Annotated in this window: 15 protein-coding genes and 1 tRNA gene; 4 read left to right on the top strand and 12 right to left on the bottom strand. The window is 57.2% G+C overall.

Translation table 11 applies throughout. The features are described from left to right. The first annotated feature begins 161 nt into the window (after positions 1 to 161). Positions 162 to 791, top strand: a complete 630-nt coding sequence (locus AD665_RS07890; RefSeq protein WP_053191632.1) for a helix-turn-helix transcriptional regulator — start codon at positions 162 to 164, stop codon at positions 789 to 791. 22 nt (positions 792 to 813) lie between these two features. Here the strand turns inward: AD665_RS07890 and AD665_RS07885 are convergent, their stop codons facing one another. From AD665_RS07885 to AD665_RS07860, 6 genes are all read right to left on the bottom strand, one after another. Further along, positions 814 to 1512 (bottom strand): RraA family protein, encoded by a 699-nt coding sequence (locus AD665_RS07885; protein WP_053191629.1) that lies wholly within the window; start codon positions 1510 to 1512, stop codon positions 814 to 816. A gap of 43 nt (positions 1513 to 1555) precedes the next feature. Further along, a complete protein-coding gene (locus tag AD665_RS07880; RefSeq protein WP_053191628.1) occupies positions 1556 to 1945 on the bottom strand; it encodes a RidA family protein in 390 nt (129 codons plus the stop codon). Positions 1946 to 2008: 63 nt separating this feature from the next. After that, positions 2009 to 3151: an asparaginase gene (locus AD665_RS07875; protein WP_080996572.1), complete on the bottom strand. Its 1143-nt coding sequence runs from the start codon at positions 3149 to 3151 to the stop codon at positions 2009 to 2011. A gap of 42 nt (positions 3152 to 3193) precedes the next feature. Further along, positions 3194 to 4465, bottom strand: a complete 1272-nt coding sequence (locus tag AD665_RS07870; protein ID WP_053191626.1) for a dicarboxylate/amino acid:cation symporter — start codon at positions 4463 to 4465, stop codon at positions 3194 to 3196. 134 nt (positions 4466 to 4599) lie between these two features. Further along, positions 4600 to 5565, bottom strand: coding sequence for a threo-3-hydroxy-L-aspartate ammonia-lyase (locus AD665_RS07865; RefSeq protein ID WP_053191624.1), 966 nt, complete (start codon positions 5563 to 5565; stop codon positions 4600 to 4602). Positions 5566 to 5585: 20 nt separating this feature from the next. Next, a complete protein-coding gene (locus tag AD665_RS07860) occupies positions 5586 to 6557 on the bottom strand; it encodes an ornithine cyclodeaminase family protein (RefSeq protein WP_053191622.1) in 972 nt (323 codons plus the stop codon). A 455-nt stretch (positions 6558 to 7012) separates the two neighbouring features. Between AD665_RS07860 and AD665_RS07855 the strand changes: the two genes are divergently transcribed. Next, entirely contained in the window at positions 7013 to 7303 is a 291-nt protein-coding gene (locus tag AD665_RS07855) for a type II toxin-antitoxin system ParD family antitoxin (RefSeq protein ID WP_053191620.1), read from the top strand. Positions 7304 to 7305: 2 nt separating this feature from the next. Next, positions 7306 to 7662, top strand: a complete 357-nt coding sequence (locus AD665_RS07850; protein ID WP_053191618.1) for a type II toxin-antitoxin system RelE/ParE family toxin — start codon at positions 7306 to 7308, stop codon at positions 7660 to 7662. A 230-nt stretch (positions 7663 to 7892) separates the two neighbouring features. Here AD665_RS07850 and AD665_RS07845 read toward each other — a convergent pair. The 5 genes from AD665_RS07845 to AD665_RS07825 all read right to left on the bottom strand — a co-directional run bounded on the left by AD665_RS07845 (position 7893) and on the right by AD665_RS07825 (position 11655). Continuing rightward, a tRNA-Gly gene (locus tag AD665_RS07845) sits at positions 7893 to 7968 on the bottom strand. Positions 7969 to 8031: 63 nt separating this feature from the next. Then, positions 8032 to 8592, bottom strand: coding sequence for a CDP-diacylglycerol--glycerol-3-phosphate 3-phosphatidyltransferase (gene pgsA / locus AD665_RS07840; protein ID WP_024781215.1), 561 nt, complete (start codon positions 8590 to 8592; stop codon positions 8032 to 8034). Positions 8593 to 8624: 32 nt separating this feature from the next. Continuing rightward, positions 8625 to 10448 (bottom strand): excinuclease ABC subunit UvrC, encoded by a 1824-nt coding sequence (uvrC, locus tag AD665_RS07835; RefSeq protein WP_053191617.1) that lies wholly within the window; start codon positions 10446 to 10448, stop codon positions 8625 to 8627. Between the two features lie 2 nt (positions 10449 to 10450). Continuing rightward, the gene (gene gacA, locus AD665_RS07830; protein WP_024781217.1) at positions 10451 to 11092 is read right to left on the bottom strand and encodes a response regulator transcription factor GacA; all 642 of its coding nucleotides are present in this window, start codon (positions 11090 to 11092) and stop codon (positions 10451 to 10453) included. A 128-nt stretch (positions 11093 to 11220) separates the two neighbouring features. After that, positions 11221 to 11655 (bottom strand): GNAT family N-acetyltransferase, encoded by a 435-nt coding sequence (locus AD665_RS07825; protein ID WP_024781218.1) that lies wholly within the window; start codon positions 11653 to 11655, stop codon positions 11221 to 11223. A 603-nt stretch (positions 11656 to 12258) separates the two neighbouring features. Between AD665_RS07825 and AD665_RS07820 the strand changes: the two genes are divergently transcribed. Then, positions 12259 to 13329, top strand: a complete 1071-nt coding sequence (locus AD665_RS07820; protein WP_053191616.1) for a 3-deoxy-7-phosphoheptulonate synthase — start codon at positions 12259 to 12261, stop codon at positions 13327 to 13329. On the opposite strand, the gene AD665_RS07815 is transcribed toward AD665_RS07820, so the two are convergent. Then, a complete protein-coding gene (locus tag AD665_RS07815) occupies positions 13308 to 14411 on the bottom strand; it encodes a hypothetical protein (RefSeq protein ID WP_231995043.1) in 1104 nt (367 codons plus the stop codon). The two genes, AD665_RS07820 and AD665_RS07815, sit on opposite strands and share 22 nt — an antisense overlap. Between the last annotated feature and the right edge of the window lie 72 nt (positions 14412 to 14483).

Genomic DNA, 14483 nt, shown 5'->3' with positions numbered 1-14483 from the left:
AGTCGAGCTCGTTCGCCAGAAAAAGAGCAGACCTCGTAAACCACAGGTTCTTGCTCCGTTCTCGATCGATCATTCAGAACGAAAAGCACTGAAAAAAGCCGCCCCATAGGTGTTATCGTGCCCTCACTGAAACCTCTTTACTTTCGCTGGATATCTTCGTTATGAAGAAAAAAACCACACCTGAACAACAGGCGCTGATCAGTCAACTGGAACAAATTGCGGAAGGCTTGAGCCAGACCTTCAGCCCATTTTGCGAAGTCGTATTGCACGACCTGCGGGATCCCGAGCACGCAATACTGGCCATCCATAATAATCTTTCTGGCCGTGAGACCGGACATCCTGCTACGGAGTTGGGACTTGCCCGGATTGCTGACCCAGCTTATCCCCAGATCATTGCCAACTATCCCAATCAATTTAAAGATGGTCGCCAGGCCAAAAGCACCTCGATTGGAATCAAAGATTCCACTGGACGGTATGTGGCCGCGCTCTGCATGAACATTGATCTCACCCTGTTCAGGGGGTTGCAGGGCATGCTGGATCAGTTCGGATCTTTCAGTGGCGATCGTCCGCATGAGTCGCTCGAATCGAGCGGTGCAGAAACCATTCGAGCGCGCATTGATCAGTTTGCTACACGGCTATCCACCTCTCCCCGTGCGCTGAAAGCCCGCGATCGGAGAGTACTGCTTCAGGAGTTGAAGGAGTGTGGCCTCCTGGATATCAGAAAGGCCATGGAGACGGTCGCCTCACACCTCGGCGTATCCCGCGCAACGGTGTACAGCGATACGAGATGACCAGCACCTCATATCATCTCGGCTATACGGGACAGCCTTTAGCTCTGAGCATCAAATCAAACCGGTCAGGGTCGAGCGTATCTTCTTCAATCCCGTTGAGGACAGACGCTTCTCGATCCAGCAACTGGCGGCAGCTTTCATAAACTCTGGGAAGCTGATCCGGAGCGATGGCAACTACGCCATCAGAATCGCCCACCACCAAGTCTCCAGGATTGACGACCAACCCTGCACACGATACTGGGACATTGATCTCGCCGGCTCCGTCCGTGCTTGGGCCGCGGTGAACGCAACCGAGGGCGAAAACCGGCATCTTGCCGTCCAGCCAGTCGTCATGGTCGCGCAGCATGCCGTTTACGACGATCCCGCGGATTCGGGCTTTGAGCGCCATTGCCCGCATGATCCCACCGATGATGGCTCTGGTCTGGTCACCACTTCCGTCCACCACCAGGATGTCGCCAGGGCGCGCCATCTGGATGGCTTTAAGCGTCATCAAATTATCGCCGGGGCGCACTCGCACGGTAATCGCTGTTCCGCACATGTGGCCGCGACCGTGAAATGGACGAAGGCCTAAACCGCCTACGTTGCGACCCAAGCAGTCACTGATGATTGCGCTGGGAACTTCGCTGAATGCGGTCAGCCACTCCTCAGGGATGGCGGCGGGTGACGGATTGATATAGAAGCCCGTAGGCCAAGTTTCATTCGACGTGACACTGAGCACCATCGATCTCCTCTGAAATGCCAGGAATGGACGTACCTTCAGCGCTTCAAGTTGCGTTGGTCACAGCACGTGCGACAGCCTCGATTTCTACCAAGTACCCATGGTGCAACTCCGGAACCGGTACGACAGCGCGAGCTGGGCGATGACCGCCCAACATTTCGGAGTAGACCCGGTCGAAGGCCGGCCAGTGTTTCACGCCTGCTACGTATACAGTGACTTTGACCAAGTCAGAGGCTTCGCAGCCTGCGGCATGCAGAATGGCCAGCAGGTTGTTGAGTGCAATTTCGGCCTGTTCGGTGAACGACGCGTCGATGTTGTGAGTGCCGTCCGGACTAACTGGAAGTTGGCCAGAGATGTAGAGCGAGCATTGGTGAACAAACGCTTGCGAGTAATGACCAGCCGGTTGCGAAGCCGCATCGGTGCTAACAATTTTCATAGGTAACCTTGTAGGGAGGGAGCCGACGCTGCAGACAAGTCCACGGCGTCAGCTCTTGGTGTATCAATGAGCGTTTGTGAAAGCCGCCTGCACCTTGCCAGGCTCAGTGACGCCGCTGGCGATCAGCAGTTGGGCGAGAATCCGCGACTTCTGTGGGTTCAGATCCATGGAAGCCACAAAGCCGCTTTTGGTGTCATCCACTTCAATGTTGCGGTTGACATAGCCTTTGCTCACGCGAGTCGAGCGGACAACCACAATTCCCTGTGCGGCTGCTTTTTCAAGGGCCGCGAGGGCCTGCTTCGAAGTGTTGCCATCGCCCTTGCCTGCCAAGATGATGCCCTTGGCTTTATCTTCAATGGCATGCTCAATTTGCTTGGCATCCATGTTCGCGTGGCTGTAGATGATGTCGACACGTGGCAATGCCGTGCCTTGAGGCAGTGCCAGCGACGGAGTACGACGCATATCAAGCGGCTGGACATAGCGCACCTGCCCCATGTCCACGTAGCCCAGAGAGCCCAAGTTGGGAGACTGCATCGTTTGAACGCTGGTGCTGTTGGTTTTGGTGACCCCGCGCGCTCCATCGATCTGGTCGTTCATTACAACCAGGACGCCGCGGCCTCTCGATTGTTTGTCCGTTGCCACCTGAACCGCTTCATAGATATTGGCCGGGCCATCAGCGCTCAAACCGGTGGTCGGCCGCATCGAGCCGACCAAAACGACGGGCTTGTCGGTCTTCAGCACCAGATCCAGGAAGAAGGCTGTCTCCTCCATGGTGTCCGTCCCATGGGTAATCACCACGGCGTCCGCTTCGTTCTTGTCGAAGGCTTGCTGAATGCGGTTGGCAAGCTTGAACCAGACTTCATCGTTCATGTCCTGCGAGCCGATTGAGGCAATCTGTTCGGCAGAGATTGAGGCCAAATCCCCAAGTCCCGAAACAGCGGCCACCAACTGTTGAGGGCCAATAGCCCCGGCGTTGTAGGCTCCGGTGCCACGATTATCGGCGGAGCCTGCGATAGTTCCACCCGTTGCAAGTAACAGTACACGTGGCAATGGCATTTGTTGAGGATTCGAACTCATGGTTTTTTCCTGGGCGAGCGCAGACGGAACACCAACGGTTAAGCCTGCCAGAATTGAGAGCATAAACCCCGCCAAAAACTTGCGACTTAAGTTATGGCTGCTATTGAAGCTCAGGGATTGGATAGTCATTTTCCGCCTCTCTTGTTGTTGTTGTTAGAGTTATGTTTTTTATCAAACGACTTGAGGACTTTTTTCAGCATCGATTGCTGTTTCAACTTCCTCGACCTCATCATCGTGTCGTCCTATGACAGCTGTCGCGACACCGCAGCCGAAAACGTTGGTGGCAGTGCGTCCCATGTCCAAGATTGGGTCAACAGCGAGGATGAGAAGTAGGCCTGCTTCCGGAAGACCGATCATCGGCAGTCCCGCGGCCAGGACGACCAGAGAGCCTCGCGCAACACCTGCAGTACCTTTACTGATAACCAACAGGGTCAACAGCACCATGATCTGGTGGGAGGATGTCATTTCGATGTTGTACGCCTGGGCGATGAACATCACGATGAAGGCTTGGTACATCATCGAACCGTCCAGGTTGAATGAATAACCCAACGGCAGGACGAAACTGCTTACGCGCTTGTTGGCGCCGAACTTGTCCATGGCGGCAATGGTTTTCGGATACGCGGCTTCGCTGCTCGCCGTGGAGAAGGCAATCAGAATTGGCTCACGCATATGCTTGAACAGGTCTTTGATGCGAGGGCCGAGTGCCAGGTAGCCGGCAAGCGTGATCAACGACCAAAGCAGCGCCAGCCCCAGGAAATATTGCCCCACCATCTTGCCAAAGGTCACGACCATTTCCAGACCATGCACGGTGATGGTAGCGGCGATAGCAGCAAATACAGCCAGTGGAGCCACGTACATCACGTAGTCGGTGACCCTGAACATGACATTGGCCAGTTCTTCGAGCATGTCCACGATGATGGACTTGCCTTTGCCCTTGACGAACGCCAATGCGGAACCGAAGAACAGTGAGAACACAACGATCTGCAGCACTTCGTTCGTCCCCATTGCCTCAATAATGCTTCGAGGGAACACATGGGTTAGAAAGATCGGCAGACTAAAGCCCGAAGTGTTCAAGCCCGTGTTTACGGCTTCACCGCTTACTGTCAGATTGAGTCCGACACCTGGCTGGAAAATATTGGCTAATAGCAAACCGATGGACAGGGACGCTAGAGAGGCGATCAGGAACCAGGTGATGGCTTTGAAGCCGACACGGCCCATCGAACCGTTCCCTGACATGCTGGCAACGCCGGTCACCAAGGTAGCAAGCACCAAGGGTGCGATAACCATTTTGATCAGACGTAAAAACACATCAGTGACCAGATTCAGATATCCGGAAATTTCTTTTGCGGCCGCAGCATCCAGCTGACTGTGGAGCGTGCCTCCAAGGACTACGCCGAAAATCATCGCGATGACTATCGCTTTAACGAGAAGGCGGCTTTTCATGTGCACCTCTTTTTATAGCGGCCTAATTTAGGCCATATTGTCTGGGCTAATGTATGTTCATTGGATTTCGGCAAGACGCTGCCGTCAGGCGCTGTAGAGCGCCTGATTTTTTCAGTAACTAAAGCGAGTCTTCCTTAGCGTTGGAGAAACTTACCAAGCTTGTCGATATCAATATTACCGCCTGTAATAATGATGCCGACGCGTTTACCCTGGAGCTCATCCTTGAACTTTCTCACTGCGGCAAGGCCCAGGCATCCCGTGGGCTCGACCACAATTTTCATGCGCTGAACGAAGAACGTCATTGCAGAAATCAGCTCATCGTCAGTGACCGTTACAATTCGGTTCACACCCTTCAAAATAATTGGAAAAGTGTAATTACCGAGATGCTGGGTTTGAGCGCCATCAGCGATGGTATCCGGGGTGTCGATGTGAACAATCTCTCCTGAATTGAAAGATTGTTGTCCATCGTTACCGGCTTCAGGTTCAACGCCGATCAGAGTGCATTGAGGTGCCAGTGCGCGCGTCGACAAGGTGGTTCCCGACAGCATCCCGCCGCCACCCAGGCCTACGAACAAGACATCCAGTTGACCGACGCTTTCAAACAGTTCCTTGGCGGCAGTACCCTGACCGGACAAAACGTCTGGATGATCGTAGGACGGGATCAGCGTCATGCCACGCTTGGCGGCCAGCGCCCGCCCGATAGCCTCGCGGTCTTCGGTATAACGGTCATAGAACATAACCTCGGCGCCATAGCCTCTGGTAGCCGCGACCTTGGCTGCAGGAGCATCAGTTGGCATAACAATGATGGCCGGGATCTTCAACAATTTGGCCGCCAAAGCGATGCCTTGCGCGTGGTTTCCCGAAGAGAAGGCTACAACACCACCGCGACGTTGCTCTTCGTTGAATTTCGCGAGCGAGTTGTATGCTCCCCGGAATTTGAAAGAGCCAGTACGTTGGTAGTTTTCACATTTGAAAAACACCTTTGCACCGACTTCCTCATCGATCGTACGAGAGGTGAGAATAGGCGTGACGTTGGCTGCTCCCTCGAGTCGCGTTGCCGCATCGACTACGTCTTGATAAGTTGGCAGAGTGATTTGCATAGCAAAATATCCTCAAAGATTTACCACGGCCAAGAAATATCGTGGCCAATACCTTCGATATTGGCTTGCTTGAACAGAAGCTGGGCAACTGTCAGGTCTTGCAGCGCCAATCCCGTCATGTCGAAGAGGGTGATGTCATTGGCACCACGGATGAATTCGACTTTCCCTGTCAGCAGGTCACCGATTTCCATTACTGGCGAAGACGGCACCCATTGCGTTTCGCCAAGCTGACGAGCTTGGGCTTTATCGTCGACAAAGATTTTGGCCTTGGGCAGAAGACCATTCGGCGCTTCCCTTTTGCCCTTGGTGTCCGCCCCCACGCAGTTGAAATGCGTACCAGGTTGAACGGCTTCCAGGTCAAACAGTACTTTTCCACCGGGCGTTGCTGTGATGACTACATCACTTTGTGATACGGCATCGTTTGCCGATGCGCTGTGGCGCACGGAGACACGTTCGGAAAACTGCGATTCAAATTGCGCACTCGGTATGCCATCCGCCGTCAGGTAGGTGACATGCTTGATGCCGGACATCACACGAAGCGCATAATCAACTTGAATGCTTGCTTGTACGCCAGTGCCGAAAACGCAGAGTTGCGAGCTTTCTTGACGAGCAAGCATTTGCAGCCCCAAAGCTCCGGCAGCACCTGTTCGGAATGTCGTAATGGCGTTGCCATCAATGATGCACAGCGGCCGTCCAGTTGCAGGATCTATCAGCAGGATAGTCGCTTGATGACGCTCACCTTGCAGGGTGCGGTTAGTGGGCCAGAAACCGGCCGCTTTGAACCCGAGCACGCCCTGATTGGCGATACCACCGGATTTGATTCCAAAGATGCCACCCGTGCTAAGCGCTTCGCGAACCACAGGGAAGACTTGGCCATCTCCTGCGCTATGCAGATAGAAGGCTTCGCGTACGGCGAAGAGAATCTGCCCGGGTAGCACTAGGGCATTGACACTGTCCCTATCCAACAGTTTTAGCATTTCGTTCTTGGACATTTCATGCGCCTGGCACAACACATTTTCAGACACATTATCCAAAATCAGACATTTTGTAAACAGAAGTCATAACCGCCCGTCATGAACGAGTGCTCACTCAGCTAAAAACCAGGCAAGGCTGGAATGTCCTGTGGCAGAGGCGGCGCTTTACGCACTACGGGTCGATCACAGTAGTCGCCTGGTAAAGCCAAACCCGACCCATGTTTGGTTCGAATGGTTGTTGGACACTGCTAGAGGAACAATCATCGCACCGTGTCGAAATGTAGGTTTGTGAGTGGTCAAATGAAGCAATGACCGTTTGGTCTTTGTGCACACGCATGCACGCGCTGTTCGGCGCGGCGGATGAACCCTTGCGACCCAGTTCGTCAGAAACAAATCCCAAACTATGTGTACGCGGGTAAAATGGCATAATATGCCAATGGTTGAAAACCGTTTGACCAGCGCTGGAGCTAATTATGGCGACGCGAAACGTAGTACTCACACCTCACCAGGAACAGGTTATCCATGACCTGGTCCAGTCCGGCCGTTACCAGAATGCGAGCGAAGTGATGCGAGAAGGTTTGCGTCTATTGGAACAGCGCGTCGCCGAAGACACCGCAAAAATTGAGGCCCTGCGTCAGGCGACCTCGATCGGCATCATGGACCTTGAGCGCGGGCGTTTTACTCAGTTGAACGAAGGGGATCTGGAGCACTACCTCGAGGGCTTGAGCCTGGAGGCAACGATCCCCGCGAAAGAGCAACACTGAGCATGCCGCCGTATCGGATTTCCAACGCGGCGCGCGCCGACATTGTCGACATCCTCAGGCTCTCCCAAACGCAGTTCGGCGATCAAGCACGCCAGCGGTATCAGGCGCTGATCCTCGCGGCGCTGCAAGCGATTGCCGACACGCCTTATCGCATTGGCAGCCACGACCGCGATGAGCTTGCGCCGGGCCTTCGCAGCTATCACCTCATCTATTCACGTCAGCAGGCCAAACAAACCCATGGCACGGTCAAAAGCCCGCGCCATATCGTGTTCTATCGCGTGGCAAACGACGACGTGATCGAGGTCGTCCGACTTCTTCATGACGCCATGGAAGTGCAACTGCACTTGCCTAATGACTGATCACCTACCTGGCCAAAGGCTTAGCTGGCCATGAACAGCGAAGGTAAGGCGCCCGTCTCTCATCTCAACCTGAGCGCCCTCGCTGTCAGCCGACTCGCGGCCAATTGAAGCGGGAGGTTCTGGGGCCGACCGGATTCTCGAGATCCACGACCAGAAACACGAGGCTCAACTTTGCGTAAATGTCACGCACAAAAAAACGCCACTCATTGAGTGGCGTTTTTTCTGAATCTTGGAGCGGGAAACGAGACTCGAACTCGCGACCCCGACCTTGGCAAGGTCGTGCTCTACCAACTGAGCTATTCCCGCGTCTTGGTGTGGCGCATTCTATAGATTCAGATTACGCCGTCAACCCCTTGATTCAAAAAAGTTTTATTTCTTCTCCACATCCGTCCGCAGATGCGGCCAGGCGGCGCGCAGGTACTGGACCATCGACCACAGCGTCAGGCCGGCGGAAATCAGCAGCAGTGCGTAGCCCAACAGCACCCAGAAGCTGAAGTCCGAGGGGTTGGCCAGGAGGATGACCAGGGCGAGCATCTGCGCGGCGGTTTTCCATTTGCCGAGGTTCGACACGGCTACCTGGGCGCGGGCGCCCAGCTCGGCCATCCACTCTCGGAGTGCCGAGACGACGATCTCACGACCGATGATCACTGCCGCCGGTAAGGTCAGCCAGAGGTTGCCGTGTTCCTGCACCAGCAGCACCAGGGCCACCGCGACCATCAGCTTGTCGGCCACCGGATCCAGGAACGCTCCGAACGGTGTGCTCTGCTCCAGGCGGCGAGCAAGGTAACCGTCCAGCCAGTCCGTTGCGGCGGCGACGGCAAAGACCGAAGCGGAGGCCATGTAGCTCCAGTTGTACGGCAAATAGAACAGCAATATGAAGATCGGAATGAGCAGGACGCGTAGAACGGTAAGCAGATTTGGGATATTCATCGGCACAACTGGCTGCGAGGTTGACGGGCATTCTACTCGCTATGCAGGTTTGCATAAATCGACTCTGCGAGCTTTTTACTGATACCAGGGGCTTTGGCGATCTCTTCGATGCTGGCACGAGACAGCTCCTGCAATCCACCGAAATGTTTCAACAGGTCCCGCCGCCGTGTCGGGCCGACCCCTGCCACACCTTCCAGTGTGGACGTGCGGCGAGTCTTGCCACGGCGGGCACGGTGACCGGTGATGGCGAACCGGTGGGCTTCGTCACGGATTTGCTGGATCAGGTGCAGCGCCGGGGAGTCCCCCTTCAGGGTGAACTCATGGGCCGCGTCATTCAGGTACAGGGTCTCGAACCCGGCCTTGCGTGTGGCCCCCTTGGCCACACCCAGCAGGATCAGGTCGGGAACCATCAGCTCATTGAGTACATCGCGGGCCATGGACAGTTGGCCCTTGCCACCGTCCACCAGCAGGATGTCCGGGAGCTTGCCTTCCCCGTCCTTCAACTTGCCGAAGCGTCGCATCAATGCCTGGTGCATCGCTGCATAGTCGTCGCCGGCGGTCACGCCTTCGATGTTATAGCGGCGGTAATCGGACTTGATCGGGCCTTCCGGGCCGAACACCACGCAGGACGCCACGGTGGCCTCGCCACTGGAATGGCTGATGTCGTAGCACTCCAGCCGTTGCGGCGGCTCGTCCAGATTGAGGACATCAGCCAAGGCATCAAACCGCGCCGCGACGTGCTGGCGGTTAGCCAAGCGCGCACCCAGGGCCTGCTCGGCATTGGTGACCGCCAGCTGTTGCCAGCGCGCCCGGGTGCCGCGCACGCGGTGGCTGATGGTCAGCTCGCGACCGCGAAGCGTATGAATGGCTTCAATCAGGCTAGGAAAGTCCTCGTGGACCACGTTGACGATCAATTCGCTCGGCAGGTCGCGTTCCGGACTGCTGACGTAGTACTGGCCGAGAAAAGCCGACATGACTTCGGCCACGTCTTCCTCGATACCCACCTGGGGGAAGAAGTTCTTGCTGCCCAACACCCGACCGCCACGCACGCTGATCAGGTGCACGCATGCACCGCCCGGATTGATGAAAGCCGCGATCACGTCGACGTCGCCGCTGCCGCCTTCCATGCTCTGCTGGTCCTGCACGCGGCGCAGCAAACCGATCTGGTCTCGCAGCTCGGCGGCCCTCTCAAACTCGAGATTGATCGCCGCCTCTTCCATCGCACTCGACAACTCATCGGCCAGCGCATTGCTGCGGCCTTCCAGGAACATCACCGAGTGACGTACGTCCTCGGCATAGATTTCAGGCTCGACAAACCCAACGCAAGGCGCCTTGCAGCGTTTGATCTGGTATTGCAGGCAAGGCCGGGTGCGGTTCTTGTAATAGCTGTCCTCACACTGGCGCACGAAGAAGGTTTTCTGCAGCAGGCTCAGGCTTTCACGAATCGCACCGGCGCTGGGGTAAGGACCAAAATACCGACCCTTGGCCTTTTTCGCCCCACGGTGGATGCTCAAACGCGGGAACGCCCCATCGGACAGGAACACGTAGGGGTAGGATTTGTCGTCGCGCAGCAGAATGTTATACGGCGGCCGCCATTCCTTGATCAGCGTCTGTTCGAGCAGCAGCGCTTCGGTTTCGTTGGCGGTGATGGTGGTTTCGATCTGCGCGATGCGCCCCACCAATGCGGCGGTCTTGGGCGCCAGGCCGGTCTTGCGAAAGTAACTGGCCAGGCGCTTCTTGAGATTCTTGGCCTTGCCCACGTACAGCAGGCGTGCGTCGCCGTCGAACATGCGGTACACGCCAGGGCGGCCACTGCAGGTGGACAGGAAAGCACTGGGATCAAACGGTTCGGTCATTATCAGGCGCTGGCATCGACCATGCCGTGACGCACTGCCAGCAGCGTCAACTCGACATCACTGCTGATCGAAAGCTTCTCGAAGATACGGTAACGGTAGGTATTGACGGTTTTCGGTGACAGGCACAGTTTATCGGAGATGATCTGCACTTTTTGACAACCGACAATCATCAGGGCGATCTGGATTTCCCGCTCAGATAATGCGTCGAAGGGAGACTCGTTGGTCGGTTGGAACGATTTGATCGCCAACTGCTGGGCAATCTGCGGACTGATGTAGCGCTGCCCGGCGAAGACCAGGCGGATGGCCTGGACCATCTCGTTCAAGCCGGCGCCCTTGGTGAGGTAACCCGCCGCCCCCGCTTGCAACAACCGGGTCGGGAACGGATCTTCTTCACAGACGGTCACCGCGACCACCTTGATATCCGGGTGACTGCGCAGCAGTTTGCGCGTGGCCTCCAGGCCGCCGATGCCAGGCATCTTCACGTCCATGAGGACCACGTCGGGTTTCAATTCACGCGCCTTGATCAGGGACTCCTCCCCGGATTCGGCCTGACCAACCACCTGCAGACCGTCGATGTCAGCCAGCATTCGTGTAATGCCCGTACGAACGAGATCATGGTCATCGACCACTAACACCCTAATCAAGCAGACACCTCACCATTTTGGTCTTATATGGACTGCGTTACACCTTAGCAAAAAGCTTCCGGCAGACCTAGCGCCAAGAGGCATTAAAAAGTTACAGCGAATCTTCCTGGGACAAGTGATCCGAGGCCTCAAGCATCGGCGTCTCGCTGCATCCTCAGGAAACACTCATCCTCGCCCGCGACGTATAGTCCCATGCGTTCATAGAGCTTCCTCGCCGGATTGTCCTTGAACACCGTCAGACGCAATGCCGGACGCCGTTCCAGGGTCACCATGTCCCAGACCTGTCCGATTGCCCAGGTACCGGCACCCTGCCCGCGGAATGCCTGATCGATCTGCAACTCCCGGATATACAGCGCCCGGGCATCACGGCTGAGACTGACAAACCCCAGCACCCGATCCTCGCGACTGATAATCCAGTTCTGGCGAATGATCCACGCCAGGTCGAACGCCTCATCCTGCCAGAGCAAATCATGACGCAGGTAATACGGCAGCATGTTGGCGCAGGTCAATTGCCGGACGAAATCGATGTCCGTAGCCGTGGCCGCACGCCATTGGAAACTCATGGCCACCTCGTCAAAGATCAAAACCCGAGTTTGTCATAATGCCAGCCAGACTCAACACCATGAACAATTGCACCTCGGCGATAGAAACTTCTTATTGAACCCGCGCCCCAGCGTCGAGTAAGCTCGGGACCATTCATCGGAGACAGACCATGTTCAACGCCCTCTCACCGCTTCGTCCCGTCAGCGCCCTGCGCTCGGTTGCGGCTGTCCGGGCGAACAGCGTTGCTGCTCCGGTCAATTTTTATTTTGGGTATTGGTTTAGCCACTGGCGCGCCTGATACCCAACCGGCGCCCACTTTAAACGGGTCGCCTTCCAGAGTTCATAAACCCCCGGTCGGCCTCCCGACCGGGGGTTTTGTTTTTTCAGCCCTGTACGTTTGCAACACCAACAACTTTGAGGATCGAGCCATGAATTACACCACTTATTACCGTTACGACTTTTGCGCCTGGCGATTTACCAGCCTCCGCTCGGGACAGCCTGCCGCCTCCGATCGGTCACCTATCGGTGGCATGCAAACACTTGAGGCCAGTACGGCCAACTGTCGAACACCCCACTAGGGCCGGCGCGGGAACGAACCCGCTGCCCGCCCAGGAAGCCAGATCATGAATTCGTCCGTCTCTGCTTTGCCGCTGTCCACGCTCAACCCTGCCAATGAAGCCCTGACCCTGCGTCTGCCCAGCTCGTTGCAGCTCAAACACCAACTGCCCCTCAGCCACGGGTTGAGCCAACAAGTCGACGCCCATCGCCAGGCCATTCGTGCAATCCTCGACGGTGAGGACGCTCGCCTGCTGGTCATCGTGGGGCCCTGCTCCCTCCACGATCCTAAATCCGCCCTCGAATACGCCGCCAACCTGGCTCGTCTGGCCCACGAGGTGAGCGACCGCATGCTGCTGGTGATGCGCGCCTATGTGGAAAAGCCCCGCACGACGGTGGGCTGGAAAGGCCTGGCCTACGACCCCGATCTGGATGGCAGCGATGACATGGCCGCCGGCCTGACCCTGTCCCGGGATCTGATGCGTGAAATGCTGCAGCTGGGCCTGCCCGTCGCCACCGAACTGCTGCAACCCATGGCCGCCAACTACTTCGACGACCTGCTCAGTTGGGTCGCTATTGGCGCACGCACCACCGAATCGCAGATCCACCGGGAAATGGCCAGCGGCCTGGGCATGCCCGTCGGTTTCAAGAACGGCACCGACGGCGGCGTCGGGATCGCCTGCGACGCCATGCGCTCCGCCGCCCATCCCCACCGGCATTTCGGCGTCGACAGCCAAGGACACCCTGCAATCATCCAGACCCAGGGCAACCCCGACACTCACCTGGTGCTGCGGGGTGGACACCGCGGCCCGAACTACGACCGCCAGAGCGTCGCGCAGATACACAGCGACCTGAGCCGTCTGAAAATACCGGCCCGGATCATGGTGGATTGCAGTCACGCCAACAGCGGCAAGGATCCCTCGCGCCAGCCAGAGGTATTCAATGACGTGCTGGCGCAGCGGCTGCAAGGGAACCGCTCGTTGATCGGCATGATGATCGAGAGCCATCTGTTCGAAGGCTGCCAGCCCATCAGCCCGTCAATGCGCTACGGCGTATCGGTGACCGACGGGTGTCTGGGCTGGGCATCCACCGAGCAACTGCTGCGCCAGGCCCATCGTCAGTTGCTATCGGCCAACTGAGCTTCGTGCGCGCCCTCCTTCGGGAGGGCGCTCCTGGAGCGCACATGCACCTCGACCCCGGCGAAAGGCTGGCTCACATCGTCCAGGCGCTCGACCTGATAGCGAACGCGCACCGATCTGCCTTGTTGACTCTGCCAATAGTCCGCCGGGACTACGAAGGTCATCGGCTGACCGACGTTGGCCGGGACGATTTCGCGCTCGCCGACATAGGCATAGCTGCCATCGCATTGCAGCCAGACCAACTCGCCAATCTCGAAGCCGGCGGTCTCGATGATCACGCTCACCCCTTTCTCCTGTTCGTCGACATTCAGCCCTCCTTCCTTCAGACCCAGGATCCGGGGCGCTTTCAGCGGCGGGCGGACCAGAGGGCCGATATGCAGCGACAAGGACTCGGCACGGCGTACGGAATGCCCGCGCCTGACGACGTAAGAAAGGTCCAGGTGATGCCCCTGATGCGGGGCGATCAGCGCATGATCTATCCAGAACGAGACCTCGCGACCGACGGCATGGGCTTCGATGTCCAGCACGTCACGCCAGAGTGCCCTGGAGTCCCTGCTGCCGATCAGGATCAACCGGTCCCCGACAGCCATTCTTGAATAGGGCCGAATGGTCACGCAGGTGCCCTCGGGGACACGCTTCGGATCGAGACTGCCGCCCACCGCATCTGTGGCAATGGCCGGCAACAGTTGCGGCGCTACGTCACCGATCACCAGTTGCAGGGTCTCCGAATGCATGGGCGCCGGAAGTCGTTTACCGGTGACTTGATAAAAGATCTCCAGCGAGCCGCCGTCCAGCTCGGCGATGTGGGGTTCGCGCACGACGAAGATGACGTCCCGGCCGACCTGTCGCTCCGTGATGGACCTGCGTATTTCATGCCGGTACGGCTCACCGTCCGAATTGAGCCCATGCCAGAACAGCAGGACCTCATCGCCGCACGTCATCAACGGATAGGGTTTGAGGGTGATGGCAACCTTACTCCAGGCCGGGTTGATCACCCCGCCCTTCGCTGCCGCCAGGATGGGGGCTCGGAGTTTAGTCCGAGCGCTAAGCCGGGCTCGCCGGCCAAATGGGTCAGTGGTCATGTATGGATTCCAGTCCTTGGATGAAGACGCCTTCTCCTGACGGCGCCAGATAGAACCATTAAACCCCGCTCC

The organism is Pseudomonas corrugata (assembly GCF_001269905.1).
Lineage (GTDB): Bacteria > Pseudomonadota > Gammaproteobacteria > Pseudomonadales > Pseudomonadaceae > Aquipseudomonas > Aquipseudomonas corrugata.
Note: the sequence above shows the minus strand (reverse complement) of the source record. Positions and strands in the feature narration are given on the sequence as shown.